The organism is Streptomyces sp. NPDC050416 (assembly GCF_044458845.1).
Classification (GTDB): Bacteria; Actinomycetota; Actinomycetes; order Streptomycetales; family Streptomycetaceae; genus Streptomyces.
On record NZ_JBITII010000001.1, the window covers coordinates 380428 to 398138 of the forward strand.

General features: G+C 71.6%; 17 protein-coding genes. 8 read left to right on the plus strand and 9 right to left on the minus strand.

Annotated features, from left to right (window positions below; all coding sequences use genetic code 11):
• A complete protein-coding gene (locus ACIBL4_RS01775) occupies positions 1–669 on the minus strand; it encodes a succinate dehydrogenase (RefSeq protein ID WP_399405442.1) in 669 nt (222 codons plus the stop codon).
• A gap of 119 nt (positions 670–788) precedes the next feature.
• Here ACIBL4_RS01775 and ACIBL4_RS01780 point away from each other — a divergent pair, with 119 nt between their 5' ends.
• Complete coding sequence (locus ACIBL4_RS01780) at positions 789–1673, plus strand: LysR family transcriptional regulator (RefSeq protein ID WP_399405444.1); 885 nt, start codon at positions 789–791, stop codon at positions 1671–1673.
• A gap of 19 nt (positions 1674–1692) precedes the next feature.
• Here ACIBL4_RS01780 and ACIBL4_RS01785 read toward each other — a convergent pair whose 3' ends face one another.
• Positions 1693–2304, minus strand: coding sequence for a peroxiredoxin-like family protein (locus tag ACIBL4_RS01785; RefSeq protein ID WP_399405446.1), 612 nt, complete (start codon positions 2302–2304; stop codon positions 1693–1695).
• A gap of 103 nt (positions 2305–2407) precedes the next feature.
• Here ACIBL4_RS01785 and ACIBL4_RS01790 point away from each other — a divergent pair, with 103 nt between their 5' ends.
• A complete protein-coding gene (locus ACIBL4_RS01790; RefSeq protein ID WP_399405448.1) occupies positions 2408–3022 on the plus strand; it encodes a TetR/AcrR family transcriptional regulator in 615 nt (204 codons plus the stop codon).
• Between the two features lie 31 nt (positions 3023–3053).
• On the opposite strand, the gene ACIBL4_RS01795 is transcribed toward ACIBL4_RS01790, so the two are convergent.
• The 4 genes from ACIBL4_RS01795 to ACIBL4_RS01810 all read right to left on the minus strand — a co-directional run bounded on the left by ACIBL4_RS01795 (position 3054) and on the right by ACIBL4_RS01810 (position 7844).
• Positions 3054–5198, minus strand: a complete 2145-nt coding sequence (locus ACIBL4_RS01795) for a putative bifunctional diguanylate cyclase/phosphodiesterase (protein WP_399405450.1) — start codon at positions 5196–5198, stop codon at positions 3054–3056.
• Entirely contained in the window at positions 5195–6007 is an 813-nt protein-coding gene (locus ACIBL4_RS01800) for an SAM-dependent methyltransferase (RefSeq protein ID WP_399405452.1), read from the minus strand. Before ACIBL4_RS01800 ends, ACIBL4_RS01795 begins: the two co-directional genes overlap by 4 nt.
• A 267-nt stretch (positions 6008–6274) precedes the next feature.
• The gene (locus ACIBL4_RS01805) at positions 6275–7252 is read right to left on the minus strand and encodes an SCO0930 family lipoprotein (RefSeq protein ID WP_399405454.1); all 978 of its coding nucleotides are present in this window, start codon (positions 7250–7252) and stop codon (positions 6275–6277) included.
• 292 nt (positions 7253–7544) lie between these two features.
• Positions 7545–7844, minus strand: a complete 300-nt coding sequence (locus ACIBL4_RS01810; protein ID WP_399405456.1) for a hypothetical protein — start codon at positions 7842–7844, stop codon at positions 7545–7547.
• 151 nt (positions 7845–7995) lie between these two features.
• Between ACIBL4_RS01810 and ACIBL4_RS01815 the strand changes: the two genes are divergently transcribed.
• The 3 genes from ACIBL4_RS01815 (at position 7996) to ACIBL4_RS01825 (ending at position 9693) form a co-directional block, all read left to right on the plus strand.
• Entirely contained in the window at positions 7996–8124 is a 129-nt protein-coding gene (locus tag ACIBL4_RS01815; protein ID WP_356922919.1) for a hypothetical protein, read from the plus strand.
• A gap of 24 nt (positions 8125–8148) precedes the next feature.
• A complete protein-coding gene (locus tag ACIBL4_RS01820) occupies positions 8149–8913 on the plus strand; it encodes a hypothetical protein (protein WP_399405458.1) in 765 nt (254 codons plus the stop codon).
• Positions 8914–9138: 225 nt separating this feature from the next.
• Entirely contained in the window at positions 9139–9693 is a 555-nt protein-coding gene (locus tag ACIBL4_RS01825; protein ID WP_399405460.1) for a hypothetical protein, read from the plus strand.
• A gap of 129 nt (positions 9694–9822) precedes the next feature.
• On the opposite strand, the gene ACIBL4_RS01830 is transcribed toward ACIBL4_RS01825, so the two are convergent.
• Entirely contained in the window at positions 9823–10314 is a 492-nt protein-coding gene (locus ACIBL4_RS01830; protein ID WP_399405462.1) for a hypothetical protein, read from the minus strand.
• Positions 10315–10682: 368 nt separating this feature from the next.
• Here ACIBL4_RS01830 and ACIBL4_RS01835 point away from each other — a divergent pair, with 368 nt between their 5' ends.
• Positions 10683–11351 carry a class F sortase gene (locus ACIBL4_RS01835; protein WP_399405464.1) on the plus strand — a complete coding sequence of 223 codons (669 nt, stop codon included), beginning with the start codon at positions 10683–10685 and terminating at the stop codon, positions 11349–11351.
• 39 nt (positions 11352–11390) lie between these two features.
• Here the strand turns inward: ACIBL4_RS01835 and ACIBL4_RS01840 are convergent, their stop codons facing one another.
• Together ACIBL4_RS01840 and lysX are read right to left on the minus strand one after the other, a co-directional pair.
• Positions 11391–12224, minus strand: coding sequence for a polysaccharide deacetylase family protein (locus ACIBL4_RS01840; protein WP_399405466.1), 834 nt, complete (start codon positions 12222–12224; stop codon positions 11391–11393).
• A gap of 89 nt (positions 12225–12313) precedes the next feature.
• Positions 12314–15610 carry a bifunctional lysylphosphatidylglycerol synthetase/lysine--tRNA ligase LysX gene (gene lysX, locus ACIBL4_RS01845; protein ID WP_399405468.1) on the minus strand — a complete coding sequence of 1099 codons (3297 nt, stop codon included), beginning with the start codon at positions 15608–15610 and terminating at the stop codon, positions 12314–12316.
• Between the two features lie 88 nt (positions 15611–15698).
• Between lysX and ACIBL4_RS01850 the strand changes: the two genes are divergently transcribed.
• A complete protein-coding gene (locus tag ACIBL4_RS01850; RefSeq protein ID WP_399405470.1) occupies positions 15699–16160 on the plus strand; it encodes a universal stress protein in 462 nt (153 codons plus the stop codon).
• Positions 16161–16293: 133 nt separating this feature from the next.
• Positions 16294–17706 carry an amino acid permease gene (locus ACIBL4_RS01855; protein WP_399405472.1) on the plus strand — a complete coding sequence of 471 codons (1413 nt, stop codon included), beginning with the start codon at positions 16294–16296 and terminating at the stop codon, positions 17704–17706.
• The last annotated feature ends 5 nt before the right edge of the window (positions 17707–17711 follow it).

The following is a 17711-nucleotide window of genomic DNA, read 5'->3' on the forward strand; positions in this document are numbered from 1 at the left end:
TCAGCTCACCACTCCGGTCATGACGCCCACGGGTACGGCGATGAAACCGGCCGTGAGCAGCAGCGCGAGGACGTTTGCGACGGTCTTCAGGGCCCGGTCGCGGGTGCGGCTGCCGGCGCCGAGGGTCTGGGCGGCGCTCCAGAAGCCGTGCCGGATGTGCAGGCCGAGCGCGAGCATCGCGACGATGTAGATGACGTTGCCGTACCAGGTGGAGAAGGTGTCCACGACGTTCTGGTACGGGTGGCCGGGCCGGAAGCCGGGGTGCACGGTGCCGGTCGTGAGGTCCAGGATGTGCCAGACGATGAACAGCCCGAGGATGACCCCGCCCCACCGCATGGTGCGCGTCGCGTAGCTCGCCCGCGGCCTCTTGTGGACGTACTTGCTGGGCCGCGCCCTGATGTCGCGGCGGCTGAGCTGGTACGCGGAGACGGCGTGCGCGACGACGGCGACCACCAGCACGACGCGGATCAGCCACAGCGTCCACTCGTAGTGCATGAACGGCTCGCCGACGGTGCGCAGCCAGTGGGCGTAGTGGTCGAACTCGCCGGCCCCGAAGAAGATCTTCAGGTTTCCGATCATGTGGACGACCAGGTACAGCAGCATGATCAGCCCGCTGACCGCCATCACGGTCTTCTTGCCGAGGGTGGAGTCCCACACGGTGCGTGCCATGGACGGCCGTCGGTCCGTCCGCGTTGCCAGAGCCATGTCACAGCACGCTACGGACGCCGAGCCGATCGGTCCAAGACATGGTGCGGCTTGATTCCATAGGCTGCGGCTATCGTAAGAGGATGCAGTTCCACCAGCTCCAGTACTTCGTGGCCGTCGCCGAGACCCGGCACTTCACCCGGGCCGCCGATCTGGTCCATGTCGCGCAGCCGTCGCTGTCACAGCAGATCAAGGCACTGGAGCGGGAGCTGGGCGCGGACCTGTTCCTGCGGGCCCGGGGCAACATCACGCTCACGGACGCCGGGGAAGCCCTGCTCCCGCTGGCCCGGCGCATCCTGGCCGACGCGGACACGGCCCGGCACGAGGTGCTGGAGCTGGCGCAACTGCGGCGGGGACGGGTGCGGCTCGGCGCCACGCCCAGTCTGTGCACGGGCCTGCTGCCGGACGTGCTGCGCGCCTTCCACGACCGCTACCCGGGCATCCGGCTGCTGATCGAGGAAGGCGGTTCGCACGACCTGGTGCGGGAGCTGGCACGCGGCGCGCTGGATCTGGCCCTGGTGGTGCTGCCCCTGCCGACGCCGTCCCCGGCGCTGACCACGGTGGAGCTGCTGCGCGAGGACCTGGTCGTGGTCTCCTCCCCCGACGCGCCGAAGCCCGGCCGGGGGCGGCGTACCGTGCGCGTCGCCGACCTGGAGGGCGAGCGCCTGGTGATGTTCCGGCACGGCTACGACCTGCGCGAACTGACCGTGGCGGCGTGCCGCGCGGAGGGGTTCGAGCCGGACTTCGCGGTGGAGGGCGGGGAGATGGACGCGGTGCTGGGGTTCGTGCGGGCGGGGCTGGGAGTTGCCGTCGTGCCCCGGATGGTGGCCGCGCGCTCCGGCCGTGGACTGAGGGTGACGCCCCTGGACCGTCCCGGTCTGCACCGGACCATCGCCCTGGCGCACCGCAGCGACGTGGCTCCGCCGCGAGCGGCCCGGGAGTTGCAGCGGATGCTGCTGGAGCGGTGAGGCGCCCGCGGGTCCCGGCCTACGGCTGCGGCTGCCGCGCCGGGGGGTGACCGACGGCCGGCCGGTGGGAGGACGCCAGGCGCAGGAGCTCGTCGACCGGCCACTGGTCGTAGACGTGCTCGCCGTACTTGGCGGCGATGACCCGGCCCTCGGGGCCGATGAGGAAGTCGGCGGGCAGGCCGAGCCTGCCGCCGGGCTGGCTGGTCGCGGGGAGCCGTTCCCGGCCGCGGAAGACTTCCCACCCGCCGCGCAGCACCGCCCTGGCGACCGGCCCCCAGGCGCGCGGGCCGAGCAGGGCACGGGGAGCCGACTCGACGCCGAACTCGACGTACAGCCGCTTGCCGGGGTCGGCGACGACCGCGAAGGGCAGGTCGGCGGTGTACCGGCGCAGCTCCTCGGCAGGCGAGTGGAAGACCACGACCTCACGGATGCCGGCGGCCTCGATCTCCGCGTGCCTGCGGACCACCGACCGCAGGTGCAGATGGCACACCGGGCAGCCGGCGAACCGCCGGAACTGGAGGTGGACCAGGCGCTCGGGATCGGGGACGGCGACGGGGTCGCCGGAGACGGTGGCCAGCCGGCGTCCGGTGACGGTGGAGCCGGACTCCACCGGCCGGGTGGGCCTGCGCATGAGCATGAGTGTCCCTTCGTAGGCGTACGGCGTACTCCTACCGAGTGTAGGCGTATGTCGTACGCCTAACAAGGTTGGTGTATGGCGTACGCTGAACGTCGTCATGCCACGCCCCCGCTCACTCAGCCATGCCCGGCTGGCCTCGGCCGCCCTCGCCGTGATCGACCGCGACGGGCTCACCGGGCTGTCCATGCGCTCGGTCGCGAAGGAACTCGGGATGAGCACGATGGCGCTCTACCGGTACGTGGACGACAGGCAGGAGCTGGAACGGCTCGTCGTCGACCTCGTGCTCGGCACCGTGGACACCGAGCCGCCAGGCCCCGAGGTGTCCTGGCAGGAGCGCGTCGAGGTGCTGGTGCGCCGGCTGCGCGACGCCGTGGCCGCCCATCCTGAGATCGTGCCCCTGACCGTCACCCACCGGCACCGGTCCCTTGCCGGGCTGCGCTGGTCGGAGTCCGTGCTCGGCGTGCTCACGGAGGCCGGATTCGACTGCGAACAGCGGGTGGTCGCGCTGCGGGGCCTGCTCGGGTACGTCATCGGCGCCATCCAGCTGGAGCACCTCGGCCCCCTGGCCGGCGAGGGCACGGTCGCCATCACCGAGCTGCCGCCCGACGCCTTTCCGCACATGACCGAGACCGCCCGCAACGCCCGGAAGGTCAGTGCCGACCGGGAGTTCCTGGGCGGTCTCGCGCTGCTGCTGCGCGGGCTGGGCACCTGACCCGGCACCTCGCAGCGGTCCACCGGTTGGGTCAGCCCGTCGCGTCCGCCAGTGCCAGCTCGTGCAACCTGTCCGGCGGGCCCGGGCGGGCGTAGTACCAGCCCTGGGCCGTGTCGCAGCCCAGGATGCGGAGCTGCTCGGCCTGGGCCCCCGTCTCGACGCCTTCCACGGTGACCGCGAGGTCCAGGCTGTGGGCCAGCGAGACGATCCCCTCGACGATCTTCAGGTCGACGGGGTCGGCCGGGAACTGCTGCATGCTCCGCGTGAAGGAGCGGTCCAGTTTCAGGATGCTGACCGGCAGGCGGCGCAGGTTGGCGAGGTTGGAGTAGCCGGTGCCGAAGTCGTCCAGGGCGATGTCGACGCCCATCTCCGCCAGGCGGCGCAGCGGCTTCAGCAGATCGTCGTCCGCGCCGATCAGCGCCGACTCCGTGACCTCCAGGCAGAGGGCGTCCGGTTCGATGCCCGTGCGTTCCAGGATGTCGACGGTGTCCTGGACCAGACCGGGGTGGGTCAACTGGCAGGGCGAGAGATTGACGTTGATCCGCAGCGGGCCCACGGCCTCGGCCCCACCGTGCAGTTCCCGCCACTCGCGGGCCTGCCGCACCGACTGTTCCAGGACCCACCGGCCCAACGGCACGATGAGCCCGGTGTGTTCGGCGAGCGGGATGAACTGGTCCGGGCCGAGCACCCCGTGCTGCGGATGCAGCCAGCGCACCAGGGCCTCCGCCCCGCGCACACTGCCGTCGCCGAGATGGACCAGCGGCTGGTACTCGATGAAGAACTCGCCCCGCTCCAGGGCCGTCGGCAGCGCCGTGGTCAGCCCGTGCCGGGTGATGGCGCGGGCGTCCGCCTCCGGGTCGGCGAGTTCGAAGCGGTTGCCGCCCGCCGACTTGGCCCGGTACATGGTGATGTCGGCGCTGCGGAGCACCTCCGCCGGGCTGCGCTCCCCGGCCGGGCCCTCGACGATGCCGATGCTGCCGCGCACCGTCAGCTCCCGGCCGTCGACGCTGATCGGGGCGAGCAGCGCGTTCATGATGCGCGTGGCGAGCTCGTCGACCTCGCGCTGGGTGTCGGGGCCCGTGGTCAGGGCCACGAACTCGTCGCCGCCGAGCCGGGCGACCATCTCGCCGGGTGCGGTGGCGCAGGACTGGAGCCGGTCGGCGACCTCCACCAGCAGCCGGTCGCCGGCCGCGTGGCCGAGGCTGTCGTTGATGGTCTTGAAGCCGTCGAGGTCGAGGTAGCACAGGCCGAACCGCTGGCCCTTGCCGGCGCTCAGCGCCTTCTCCAGGCGCTCGAAGAAGAAGGTACGGTTCGGCAGCCCGGTCAGCGCGTCGTGCGTGGCCTCGTAGCGCAGCCTCAGGTTGAGCAGCCGCCGCTCGGTGGTGTCCTCCATGAGCGCGAGCTGGTACTGCGGAGAGCCGTCGGCGTCCCGCAACAGGGAGACCGTCAGATTGGTCCACAGGACCGTTCCGTCAGGGCGGTAGAACGCCTTCTCCAGGTGGTAGTGCTCGCGCTCGCCGCGGACGAGTTCGTCGTAGAGCCGCCAGGTCTGCGGCGCGTCGTCGGGGTGGGTCCACTCCATGACGTTGCGGCTGCGCATCGCCTGCTCGGAGACCCCGAACATGCGCAGCAGCGCGCCGTTGACCTGGAGGATGTTGCCGTCGAGGTCGGCCATGCCGATGCCTATGGCCGCGCCCTCGAAGACGGCGCGGAAGCGGGCCTCGGTCGCGTGCAGGGCCTGCGCCACCACGCCCTGCGCCCGGAGGGCGGCCTGGGCGATGGCCTCCTGTTCGGCCAGGGTCCGTTCGCGCAGCGCCTGCGCGAAGCCCGCGGCCATCGCGTGCTGGAGGCGTGCGGAGCGGGCGCGCAGGTCCTCCCGGTCGCCGTCACCGCCGCAGTACAGGACGAGGTACGCGTCCACGCAGTCCAGCGTGCGGCTGAGCGCCTCCGGGTCGGTGCAGTGCGCGTCCACGAGGGCGGCGCCCACCGCCCTGCCCTCGTCGGCGTCGAAGGCGCGGGCCAGCAGCGCCCGGCTCAACCGCCGGGCCAGCGGCAGCAGTTCTTCCTCGAACTCGGGCCGGGTCGACGACGTCGAGGTGACCGGGAAGACGGCCCGGCTCCAGATCGTCGCGAACCGGCGCAGTCTGTCCTCCGGCCCGTCCGGTTCGGCGATCACGCCGTACGCCCCACGCCCGCGAAACCGGAGAACGCGTACGGATCCTCGTCCTCCGGTGCGGTGTCGGGCCGCCAGCGCGGCATCGCCACCAGTCCGGGTTCCACCATGTCGTACCCCTTGAAGAACCGCGCGATCTCTTCGCGCGAGCGCATGATCAGCGGGTTGCGGATGTCCTGGTACACGCTCACCGCGCCCCCGGCCCGCTCCGGCGGCAGCGGGACGCCCTCGTACGAGGCATGGGTGAGCACGAGCAGGCTGCCGGGCGCGAGCGCCTCGCCCAGCTCGGCCACCGCCCCGTACGGGTCGTCCTCGTCTTCCACGAAGTGCAGTATGGCAACGAGGAGCAGCGCCACTGGCTGATTCAGGTCGATCAGCCGCTCCACCTCGGGGCTGCGCAGGATCTCCCGGGGCTTGAGCAGGTCCGCGGCGACGACGGCCGCGTCGTCGTTGCCCTTCAGGACCGCCTCGCTGTGCGCCACGGCCACCGGGTCGTGGTCGACGTACACCACACGCGCGCCGGGGCGGGCGGCCTGGGCCACCTCGTGCACATTGCCGAAGGTGGGTATGCCGGAGCCGATGTCCAGGAACTGGCCGATGCCCTGGCCGGCCGCGTAGCGCACGGCGCGGCGCATGAACGCCCGGTTCGCCTGCATGATCTTGGGGAGCCCCGGCATGAACTCCATGGCCCTGCGGGCCGCTTCCCGGTCGACCTCGAAGTTGTGCGATCCGCCCAGGTAGTAGTCGTACATCCGGGAGACGCTGGGCACCGAGATGTCGATGCTCCGTGGGGCCCAGGCGGGACGCTCCATCTATCTCTCCAAGGCGTAGGCGATCCGGTGTTCGAGCAGAGGCTACTGATCGCCCGCCAATGGAGCGACCCGAAACGGAAATTGACCATCCGTTCCCGGTCACTGCCTGCGGCACGTGCCGAATTGATACCCGCACGCACACCCTTCGAACACATGACGAACGGTGTTTGAGCACGTCAAAACGGTCCGCCCCTCCGTGAGTCACGGAGGGGCGGACCGGGTCGGCTCCGTCGGGTGGACGAGACGATCAACCCTGGGGAGGTTTCTCTACTTCTCCGACGCGCCGACCAGCTTGCCGTCGGGCCGCACGGCGTACCAGGTGCCGCCGACACCCTGGCCGTTGGTGTCACCGGGAGCCTTGTCACCGGCGAAGGTGTAGATCGGCGAGCAGTTGATCGTCTGCTGCTTGCCCTTGCCGTCGGTCCGGTCGAAGACCATGTAGCCCTTCTCCTGGATGCCCTTGGTGTCGGCGTAGTCGACGGGCTCCACGAGCGGCCACTTCTCCAGGCACTCGCCGGTGCAGTTGGAGACGGGCTTGGGCCAGGCCTCGTCCTTCTTGAACCGGTAAACGGTCATGCCGTTCTTGTCGACGACGATCTCGCCGAGCTTGGGGTCGTTGCGGGTGGACAGCCCGGGCTGCGCCCCGGCCTCCTCGCCGCCGCCGGCCCCGCCGCCCTGCGCCTTCTTGCCGTCGGGGGCCAGCGCGTACCACTTGCCGCCCACGCCCTGGCCCTTGACGTCACCGGCGTTGACGTCCTTGGCGTAGCGGTAGGCCGGCCAGCCGGCGACGGTGAGCTGCTTGGTGCCGTCGGCGCGGGTGACCGAGCCGAGCAGCGACTTGTCGATGCCCTCGCCGGCCTCGGCGTCGTCCGCGGGCACCGGCGGCCAGGTCTTGGCGCAGTCGCCGTCGCAGTTCGACTTGGGCGGCTGGTCCGTGTCCTGGTCGAACCGGTACAGGGTGAGGCCCAGGCTGTCGGTCACCACCTTGCCGACCTCCTCGGCGGTGGCGACGGAGAGCTTGCCCGCGGGGTTGGACGGGCTGGAAGGGCTCGGCGCGGCCTGCTGGCCGCCCGCGGTGCCGGCGACCCCGTTCCCGGTGCCGATGCTTCCGTAGTCCCCGGGCGCTGCCGAGGCACCCACGTTCTGGCTGGCCGCCGGAGGGCTGTCCTGACCACACGCCGTCGTCAGCGCCAGGACCGCCGCGGCGCTCGCCACGAGTGAGGCGCTCCGCCAGGAGGTCTTCATCGTCAACTCCCCATAATCGCAAGGGTGTTGCAGCGCCCTGCTGCGCCGCCGCACGGTCATGAGTACGCATGGCGGGCGGGTTTGTGTTCAACCACCGGCCAAATTTCTTTCCGGAGCCTGTGACGGCGCCGCCCGCCACCGCACACGGGTACGGGCCGGAAGCGCCGCGGGCGACCCTCCCGGCAAACCGGCGGCGCCCGGATATCCCTCTTTCGGGGCAATCCCCTTGCGCTCCGGCACGTCCCGGCGGCAGAAGGTTCATGATCTCCGTCGTGCATGGACCCGTATCGACTCAATCCGCCCTCGCCGCAAAGGCCTTGACGGTGGCGACGCTGACGTGGGCGCTCGTCGGCGCACCGTCCGGAGTGGCGGCGGCCGACGCCTGCGCGTACGCCTCGACGGGGCCGGACGGCACGGAGGCGGTGGCGGTCGCCGGAAGCAGGACCTGGCCGAAGCCGCCGTGCCCGACACCCACACCGCCCCCCACGCCCACGCCCACCCCGACGCCGCCGCCACCCCCGCCGCCCCCGCCACCGAAACCCCCGCCGCCGAAACCGACTCCGAAGCCGCCGCCCCCGAAACCGGCCCCCACGGTCAGACCGGAGCCACCGCCCCCGCCTCCGCCGCCCCCGCCACGCCCGGCACCACCGCCCCGGCAGGCCCCTCGACCGGCCCCTCCCCCGCCCCCCGCCCCGGCACCGAAGCCGTCGGCGAAACCCACCCCGCGTCCGTCCGCGTCGCCCGTGCACTACCCGCGGTACCGGGCCGCGCCGCGGCCACGACCGGTGAGCCGCACCATGTCGCCGCTCACCTTCGTCCTGCTCGTCACGGTGCCCGCGGTGGTCGCCGTCGCCGCGCTGCGCGCGCGCTGATCCATGAAGCCCTGGAGGCATCTCTTGCCGGAATGGCTTGTTCTCACCCTCGCGATGCTGGCCGCCGGTGTCGTGGTGGTCGTCGTCACCCTCGTACGCCACCGCACGGCGTCCGACGACGAGGACCCCAGCGAGACCCCGGACGTCATCGAGTACATGACGATGTGGATCGGCGTGGTGTACGCCATCGTCCTGGGTCTGGCGATCGCCGGTGTGTGGGAGGGGCGCAGCGCCGCCCAGGACCACGTCCAGGCGGAGGCCACCGCGCTCCACGAGATCTCGGAGCGGGTCCGGGTCTACCCGGACGACGTGCGCGACCGCATCCGGGAGGACATCCATACGTACGTGAGCCACGTCGTCACCACCGAGTGGGACGCCATGGCCGACCAGGACCAGGTCACCGAGCGCGGCGGTGAACTCTTCGAGCGCGTGCGCCAGGACGTCACGGACTACGAACCGAGGACCGACTTCGAGGCGCAGGCCTACCAGCCGCTCGTCGACCAGGTGACCGCGGCCAGCCAGGCCCGGATCGCCCGGTCGGAGTCGACCGGGGAGACCATGCCGGGCGTGGTGTGGTTCGGGCTGATCGCCGGAGCCGTCGTCACCATCGGGATGATCTTCGTCCTCCAGATCCGCAGAACGACGCGTGAACTGATCCTCGCCGGGCTGTTCTCGGCGCTGATCGCCTTCCTGCTGTTCCTGATCTGGGACTTCGACTCGCCCTACAGCAGGGGCGTGACCGCCTCGGCGGAACCGTTCCTGAACCTGTTCCCGGGGGTCGGGGACTGACGGCACACGCATCACGGAACCCGGCCGGGGGGGCGCGCGACACACCGTCGCCGTCCCCCGTTCGCGTCAACGCGATTCACCCTGGCGGCCCACACGTGTGCCCCATTCGCGCGACTGCGATCGCGCCGCCGCGCGCACGTTCTTAGCGTTTCGGGCATCGAGGTGCATTTCTGACGTGAGCGGAACAGGTCCGCGGTTGCTCCTCGGGGACCCGGAGGATTCACCATGCGCGCGATATGCGTCGCCTCGGCCTCGGCCGTACTGCTGGGCGCCGGCGCCCTCACCTCCTGCGTGCCGGCCGCCGACGCGGCCATCAAGACCGATTTCGGCTTCAGCGTCGAGCCCTCCACCGTCGCGGCGGGCGGCCGGGTCACGCTGCGGGTGGAGCGCAACGAAGCATGCGAGGGGGAGGCCGCGGTCTCCTCACCGGTCTTCGACGTGGTCGTCATCCCGCCGGAGGAGTCGTGGGCGTCGGCCCAGGTCGACTGGGACGCCAAGCCCGGCGCCGTGTACGACGTGGAGTTCGTCTGCGACGAGTCGAGCGGCACCGCGCGCCTGACCATCGCCGGCGGCCGTCCGACGCACCACCCCACGCACCACCACGGGCATCACCCGCCGCACCACCCCCGCCACCCGTGGAAGGGCGTGCACGCCGGAGAGGGCGGCACCCTCGGCGGTCTCGACCTCAAGGAGATCGGCCTCGGCGCCGCGCTGATCGCGGGCGCGCTGGGCACGGCCTACCACTTCGCCCGCCGCCGCACCGACGAGGACACCGGCTGACCGGCCCCGCGCACCGCGCGGCACCCACCGCACAGGTCTTCGCCCCGGATCCGTCGAGGGATCCGGGGCGAAGACCGTTCACGTGCGAGACGGCTCGTCGAAGGGGTCCAAGGAGCGTGAAGCGAGGCGTCAGGCGCGGCGCTCGGCGCGGCGGCGCATCCAGAACACCCCACCGCCGACGACCGCGGCGGCCACGAGGCCACCGCCGATGGCCATGTCGGTCGGGGTCGCACCGGTGGTGCTGCTGCCGCCGACACCGCCGCGGACACCGCCGATGACGGTGAAGGCCTGGGGCTTGGTCAGGCTCCTGCCGTTGCACGTGACGGTGATGTCGTACGGCCCCGGGCGGGCGCTGTTCCTGATGGTGGCGGTGCCCCTCGCCGTCTCCCCCTTGGCGTGGGAGACGGGCGAGAGCGTCGCCGGCATCGTGAACGCGTTGGAGGTGGCCGTGCCACCGTGGCGGCAGCCGTCGACCGTGATGGTCAGCTGGCCGCCGCGGGCGATCACACTGGGCAGGACGACGATGTTGCTGGGTGTGTCCCACGCGACGGCCGCGGGGGCGGAGAGGCCGAGGGCGGCGACCGCGGCGCCGGCGACCGCCAGGGCACGAGTGTTACGCATGTGAACCTCCGCGGAAGACGCCCCGGGACCCGTCCCCGGTCGATCGGCGAGAAAGCGCCTCCCAGAAAGACAGTCAGTTGCCTTGGCCGCACCCGCATTTCGGGAATGGTCCGTCCTGGTGAGAGAAGGCATCGCGGGGGAACCGCGCAATCGGATATCACCGCAGGTCACGGACCGTCGGAAATTTCCTCGCGGCGGCAACTCGGATGGCGCACCTCATGGCTTCGAAGCATCGGACGGCCCGTGACCACCGCGGACGGCCCCCACCACCCGTTCGCTCCCGCCCCGTCGCCGGTTTCGCGCGCGGCACTTAGCGTTCTGATATGCGCGAACGACACGGCGACGGCCGCGTCGAGAGGGGATGGCCCATGTCTGCGTCCGAACTGGCCGAGGCGGAAGAGGAGGCGCGGCGCAAGAAGCGCGCCCCGTGGGGCGTGATAGCGCTGGTTCTGCTGACCGGCCTCGCGCTCATCCGGAATGGTTCGGGGGAATTCGACGAGGGCCCGCCGCAGCCGGCGACCGCGGCCGCGGCGGACAGCCGCGTGCCCGCGGCCACGTTCGCCGGGTCCGTCAAGCCCCTCCCCTACGCCCTCCCGGACCGGGTCCGGATCCCGGCGATCCAGGTCGACGCGCCGATGATTCCCGTGGGCCTGGACGCGGACGGCTGGGTCGGCGCGCCGCCCCCGGAGGACCCGAACCTGGCCGGCTGGTTCACCGGTGCCGTCACCCCCGGCGAGAAGGGCACCGCGGTCGTCGTCGGCCATGTCGACAACCAGCAGGGCCCCGCCGTGTTCTACGGGCTCGGGGCCCTGAAGAAGGGAAACCGCGTCGAGGTCGCCCGGCAGGACGCGAAGACCGCCGTGTTCGAGATCTACGGCATCGAGGTGTTCGAGAAGAGCAACTTCCCCGGCGACCGTGTCTACGCCTCCAAGGGGGCGGCGGAACTGCGGGTCATCACCTGCGGCGGCGGTTTCTCCCAGCAGAACGGCTACGAGGGCAACGTCGTCGCCTTCGCCCGCCTGGTCGAGGTGCGCTGAGCGTTCCCCGGCCGCGCGGGCGAAGGCCCGACTGCGGTCTCACGCGTAGTCCCGCCGCGGCACGGTGACGTGGTAGCCGGAGTCCAGTAGTTCGGGCAGATAGCGCCGCAGGGCCCGCACGCTCTGCGAGCGGTCGCCCCCGGCGTCGTGCGCGAGGACCACGACACCGGGGGCGGCGCCGTTCTCGACCCGGTCGACGATGGACCGGGTGCCGGGGGTGGTCCAGTCGAGGGTGTCGAGCGTCCAGGCGAGGGGTTCCATGCCGAGTTCGGCGCCGAGTTGGAAGGTGGCGCGGTTCCAGGCGCCGTAGGGGGCGCGGAACCACTCGGGGGGCTCGCCGTAGGCCTCCTCGATGACGTCGCAGGTGCGTTCCAGCTGGGAGCGGATCTGCCGGTGGGTGAGGCGGGTGAGCAGCGGGTGGGACCAGGTGTGGTTCCCGACGACATGGCCCTCGTCGGCCATCCGGGCCAGCAGCACCTTGTGGTCGGCGGCCATCTCCCCGCACACGAAGAACATGGCGCGCACGTCGTACTCCGCCAGGGTGTCGAGGATCGACGGGGTGTAGCGGGGGTCCGGGCCGTCGTCGAAGGTCAGCACCATGGTCCGGCCGCGTCCGGAGACGCGCAGCAGCGGTTCGCGGCGTACCAGGGTCCGGCGGGGCGCTGCCTGCGGCGGGCCGTATCCGGTCAGGGGCTGGAGACGGTACGCGGAGGAGCCGAGAGGGCGGCGGGGCTGGGGCCCCGCGGCCGGGACGGACCCGGCGGGGCCTTCCCCGGTGACCGCCGTGAGCACACCGGCCGTGGCGGCCGCTCCCACGGCGCCGGTGCCCGCGATCAACAGCCGGCGGCGGGTGAGCAACTGATCCTTCTTCATGACTCATCAGTCGCCCGGCGGAAGGCCGACGCACCTGAGCAACACCGGTGCGGCGGCATGGATTCACCCGAACGGCCCAGGTAAAAGGGTCAGTGGCGGCGCACCAGGGGGAACGGCAGGGTCTCGCGGATCGTCAGTCCGGTGAGGAACATGACCAGCCGGTCGACGCCGATGCCGAGGCCGCCGGTGGGCGGCATGGCGTGTTCGAGGGCGTCGAGGAAGTCCTCGTCGAGTTCCATCGCCTCGGGGTCTCCCCCGGCGGCGAGCAGGGACTGTGCGGTCAGGCGGCGGCGCTGCTCGACGGGGTCGGTCAGCTCCGAGTAGGCGGTGCCCAGTTCGGTGCCGAAGGCGACGAGGTCCCAGCGTTCGGCGAGGCGCGGATCGGTGCGGTGCTGCCGGGTGAGCGGGGAGACGTCGGTCGGAAAGTCCTTGTAGAAGGTGGGAAGCTGTGTCCGCTCCTCCACCAGCCGCTCGTACATCTCCAGGACGATGTCGCCGTGGCCGTCGTCGGCGGTGTACGGCACGCCGGCGCGGTCGCAGAGCCGCTGCAGCTCGGGCTGCCCGGTGCCGGGGTGGATCTCCTCGCCGAGGGCCTCGCTGACGGCGCCGTAGACGGTCTTGACCGGCCACTGGCCGGAGATGTCGTACTCCGTGCCGTCCTTGTGGGCGACGGGTCTGCCGAAGGCGGCGGTCGCGGCGCCCTGAATCAGTTCGCGGACGAGGTCGAGCATCACGTCGTAGTCGGCGAAGGCCTGGTAGGCCTCCAGCATCGTGAACTCGGGGTTGTGTTTGTAGGAGACGCCCTCGTTGCGGAAGGTGCGGCCCAGCTCGAAGACCTTCTCCAGGCCGCCGACGCACAGCCGCTTGAGGTACAGCTCGGGGGCGATGCGCAGATGGAGGTCGAGGTCGTAGGCGTTGATGTGGGTGGTGAAGGGGCGGGCGTTGGCACCGCCGTGGATCTGCTGGAGCATCGGTGTCTCGACCTCCAGGTAGCCGCGTTCCAGCAGGCCCTGGCGCAGCGCCTGGACGGCGGTGGAGCGGGCGCGCACGACCTCGCGGGCGTCTGGGCTCGCGACGAGGTCGAGGTAGCGGCGGCGGACCTTGGCCTCGGGGTCGGCCAGGCCCCGGCGTTTGTCGGGCAGGGGGCGCAGGCACTTGCCGGTGAGCTGCCAGGAGGTGACGAAGACGGTCGGCTCGCCCTGGTCGCTGACGCCGGCCCGGCCGGTGGCGGTGATGTGGTCGCCGATGTCGGTGTCAGCGGTGAAGCGGTCCAGGGCGGGTCCGGAGCGGTCGCGTGTGAGGGCGAGCTGGTGGTCACCGGACCAGTCGCGCAGGACGACGAAGACGATGCCGCCGAAGTCGCGGACCAGCATGATCCGCCCGGCGACGGTGACGTCCTGGCCCTGCTCGACGCCGGCGAGGGTGTGGGTGGGGGCCGGGATGCCCACGGGGTAGGGGTCGGTGCCGGCGGCGCGCAGCCGGTCGAGCTTGCGGTGCCGGACGCGGACCTGGTCGGGCAGGCCGTCGAGGGGGTCGGCGGGCTCGGTCCCGTCCCCTCCGGCGAGGCCGAGCGCCGCCAACGACGGCAGCCCGCGCGTGGTGACGGGCCGCTGTCCGCCCTTCGGGTGCCCTCTTCCTCTTCCCCACAACGTGCGCATCGACGGTACGGAGACGAAGCCCTCGGCGATTCCGGAGGCGAGGCCGACCCGGGCGAGCGAGGCGGCGTCCGCGTAGCAGAGGAAGCGGGGGTACCACTCGGGGCGGTACTTGGCGTTGGACCGGTACAGGGCCTCCAGTTGCCACCACTTGGAGAAGAACAGCAGCATGCGGCGCCAGAGGCGGAGCACCGGTCCGGCGCCGATGCGGGCGCCCTCCTCGAACACGGAGCGGAAGACGGCGAAGTTCAGCGAGATCCTGCGCACGCCCAGTTTCGGTGCGGCGTGGCACAGTTCGGCGACCATGAACTCCATGACGCCGTTGGGTGCGGTGCGGTCACGTCGCATCAGGTCCAGGGAGACGCCGTCCCTGCCCCAGGGAACGAACGACTGGAGGGCCAGGAGACGGCCGTCCTCGTCGTGGGCCTCGACGAGGAGGCAGTCGCCGTCGGCCGGGTCGCCGAGCCGGTCCAGGGCCATGGAGAAGCCGCGCTCGGTCTCGGTGTCGCGCCAGGCGTCGGCCCGTTCGACGATCTGCCGCATCTCCTCCTCGGAGAGGGTGCAGTGGCGGCGGACCCGGCAGGTGACGCCGAGGCGGCGGACCCGGTTGACGGCCTGGCGGGTGACGCGCATGTCGCGGCCGTCGAGGTCGAAGTCGCGGACGTGCAGGATCGCCTCGTCGCCGAGCTGGAGCGCGCCGAGCCCGGCCCGGACGAAGGCCCTGGCGCCCTCCTCGGAGGCGCCGATCACGGCCGGTACCCAGGCGTACCGGCGGGCCACCTCCTGCCAGGCGGCGATCGCGTGCGGCCAGGCCTCCCGGTCGCCCACCGGGTCGCCACTGGCCAGGCACACCCCGGCCTCGACGCGGTAGGTGACGGCGGCCTTGCCGCTGGGCGAGAAGACGACGGCCTTGTCGCGGCGGGTGGCGAAGTAGCCGAGGGAGTCCTGGTCGCCGTAGCGGCCGAGGAGGGCGCGGATGCGGGCCTCCTCGTCGTCGTGCAGGGCGGCTTCCAGGCGCTGCGAGCGGAACAGGGTGGTGGCGGCGTTCAGCAGGGCGAGCGCGCCGAACAGGCCGAGCAGGAAGAACAGGGCGTGCGGCGGGCGGCCGTCGAAGCTGCCCGCGGGCACGAGACCGCCCAGGACCCGGTTGGCGGCCCAGGCGAGGCGCTCGCCGCGGGGCAGGGTGTCCGGGAACGCCTCGACGAGGCCCCAGCCGGCCAGGATCGCCACGACAAGACCGGCCACCAGGACGGCGAGCGCCCGGCGTACGGCGGCCCGGCGCGAGGCGGCGTAGAACTCGCCGCGGGCGACGATCAGCAGGGCCAGGGCGAGGCCGCAGACCACGAAGGACGGGACGGACTCGGCGAACTCGCCGACGGCCATGCCGAGGATGTCGGTCAGGACCAGCAGGCCCAGGTAGACGACGACCAGCCACCAGGCGATCTTCTTGCGGGCGCCGGTCGCGGCGGCGAGCAGGAACAGGAAGACCGCGTAGGCGAGGTTGGCGCTGACGGGGACGAGCAGCAGGTCGAGGAAGCGGACGAGGGGGCGGAGGCCGGTGCGCAGCGGCGGGACGACCGCCAGCAGGGCACAGAACAGGCCCAGGGCGCCGAAGAGGACCGCGAAGGCCTCGGGCACCCGGCTCAGGAAGCCGTGGGCCCGGCGGCGGGACGGCCGTATCGGACCCGTGGTGTCCCTCTCGGCCGTCCCGGTCTCCGCGGAGGCGCTCATGTTCCGACTCTAGGAACACCCGCGTCCTCTCGCCCCTCGAGGGCTCCCGCCCCCGGACCGGAGCTGTGGCCTCCGATAACCTCGCGGCGTGACGGAACAGCACTCCCCTCAGTTCGAACGGGGCACGGACGGGCCGAAGGTGATCGTGGCCGGGGTGGACGGCTCCGACTCGTCCCTGCGGGCCGCGGCCTACGCCGCCGGCCTGGCCCGCCGCCAGCACGCGCTGCTCGCCGTGGTGTACGTGCAGCCGGTGCTGGCGGCGGGAGCGGCGCTCGGGGCGCCGGTGGCCGAGACGACCGACGAGATCGCCGAGGACCTGGTGGCGTACATCCGGGACGCGGCCGAGCGGCTCAAGGGGATATTCGAGGTCCGCTGGGAGTTCCACACGTTCCGCGGGGACCCGTACGGCGGCCTGGTGAAGGCGGCGGACGAACTCAAGGCGGACGCGGTGGTCGTGGGCGCGTCCGAGCAGGCGGGCCACCGGTTCGTCGGATCGGTGGCGGTGCGTCTGGTCAAGGCCGGCCGGTGGCCGGTGACGGTGGTGCCGTAGGCCTTGAGCCGCCCCCGGGAACCTCTCGTACACCGAGTCGGCGGGGGTCGTGCGCGGTCTCTTCCGTCGCGGGGGTGCCTGGGCCATCATGATCCGCCATCAGCCGTTTGCCGATCGCGAAGAGGTGAGGCGCATGGCCGGGCTCCGGATGGGACAAGGGATTCTCCGTCGCAAACCCATCGAGCTGATCGAGGAGACGGAAGTCGGCAAGGGCACCCAGCTGGAACGGTCCCTGGGGCTGTGGCAGCTGACCGCCATCGGGGTCGGCGGCATCATCGGCGCCGGCATCTTCACGCTCGCGGGAACGGTGGCCAACGGCACCGCGGGTCCGGCCGTGCTCGTCTCGTTCCTCATCGCGGGCGTCGCGAGTGCCGCGGCCGCCCTGTCCTACGCGGAGTTCGCGGGGCTCATCCCGAAGGCCGGTTCCGCCTACACCTACGGCTACGCAGTGCTCGGCGAGCTCGCGGGCTGGTTCATCGGCTGGGACCTGCTGCTGGAGTACACGGCGATCGTGGCGGTGGTCGCGATCGGCATCTCGGGCTACTTCAGCTTCCTGGTCGGCGAGATGGGCGCCGACCTGCCCAACTGGATGCTGGGCGCGCCCGGTACCGGCGACGGGCACAGAGTCGACCTGTTCGCGGCGCTGCTGTGCCTGCTGATCGCGTATCTGCTCACCCTCGGCATCAAGAACGCGGCCCGGTTCGAGACGGTCGTGGTGGTACTGAAGGTCCTGGTCGTGCTGCTGGTGATCGGGGTCGGCGTGTTCCACATCGACACGGCGCACTACAACCCGTTCTTCCCGTACGGGGTGGGCGGGGCGTTCACGGGCGCGGCGACGGTGTTCTTCGCGGTGTTCGGCTACGACGCCATGTCGACGGCGGCCGAGGAGTCCAAGGACGCGCAGCGGCACATGCCGAAGGCGATCGTCTACTCGCTCGTCATCTCGATGGTGCTGTACGTGGCGGCCTGTCTGGTGCTGACGGGCATGCAGGACTACAAGGACATCGACAAGGAGAGCGGCTTCTCGACGGCGTTCAAGTCGGTGGGGCTGAGCGGGCTGGCGGACGTCATCGCGGTGGGCGCGATCATCGGCATCCTCACGGTGATGTTCACGTTCATGCTGGGCGTCACCCGGGTGTGGTTCTCCATGTCCCGTGACGGGCTGCTGCCCAGGTGGTTCGCCAAGACGCATCCCACGCGGCACGTGCCCACGCGTGTCACCTGGATCGTGGGGGTCGCCTCGGCCGCCATCGCCGGTTTCCTGCCGATCGGCGAGGCGGCCGAGCTGACCAACATCGGCATCCTGCTGGCGTTCGTGATGGTGTGCGCGGCGGTGATCGTGCTGCGCTACCGGCAGCCGGACCTGCCGCGCACGTTCCGTACGCCGTGGATGCCGGTGGTACCGGCGCTGGGCATCGTCTTCTCGATCTGGCTGATCACCTTCCTCCAGTGGCAGACGTGGGTGCGCTTCGCCGTCTGGTTCGCGATCGGGCTCGTGATCTACTTCGCCTACTCCTACCGGCGCTCGGAGCTGGCGCGGCGCTGAGCGGG

Bases quoted from the DNA above. Each gene is read 5' to 3' on its own strand.
- ACIBL4_RS01775 (WP_399405442.1), bottom strand. From the start codon at position 669: ATGGCACGCACCGTGTGGGACTCCACCCTCGGCAAGAAGACCGTGATG.
- ACIBL4_RS01780 (WP_399405444.1), top strand. From the start codon at position 789: ATGCAGTTCCACCAGCTCCAGTACTTCGTGGCCGTCGCCGAGACCCGG.
- ACIBL4_RS01785 (WP_399405446.1), bottom strand. From the start codon at position 2,304: ATGCGCAGGCCCACCCGGCCGGTGGAGTCCGGCTCCACCGTCACCGGA.
- ACIBL4_RS01790 (WP_399405448.1), top strand. From the start codon at position 2,408: ATGCCACGCCCCCGCTCACTCAGCCATGCCCGGCTGGCCTCGGCCGCC.
- ACIBL4_RS01800 (WP_399405452.1), bottom strand. From the start codon at position 6,007: ATGGAGCGTCCCGCCTGGGCCCCACGGAGCATCGACATCTCGGTGCCC.
- ACIBL4_RS01805 (WP_399405454.1), bottom strand. From the start codon at position 7,252: ATGAAGACCTCCTGGCGGAGCGCCTCACTCGTGGCGAGCGCCGCGGCG.
- ACIBL4_RS01825 (WP_399405460.1), top strand. From the start codon at position 9,139: ATGCGCGCGATATGCGTCGCCTCGGCCTCGGCCGTACTGCTGGGCGCC.
- ACIBL4_RS01830 (WP_399405462.1), bottom strand. From the start codon at position 10,314: ATGCGTAACACTCGTGCCCTGGCGGTCGCCGGCGCCGCGGTCGCCGCC.
- ACIBL4_RS01835 (WP_399405464.1), top strand. From the start codon at position 10,683: ATGTCTGCGTCCGAACTGGCCGAGGCGGAAGAGGAGGCGCGGCGCAAG.
- ACIBL4_RS01840 (WP_399405466.1), bottom strand. From the start codon at position 12,224: ATGAAGAAGGATCAGTTGCTCACCCGCCGCCGGCTGTTGATCGCGGGC.
- lysX (WP_399405468.1), bottom strand. From the start codon at position 15,610: ATGAGCGCCTCCGCGGAGACCGGGACGGCCGAGAGGGACACCACGGGT.
- ACIBL4_RS01855 (WP_399405472.1), top strand. From the start codon at position 16,294: ATGGCCGGGCTCCGGATGGGACAAGGGATTCTCCGTCGCAAACCCATC.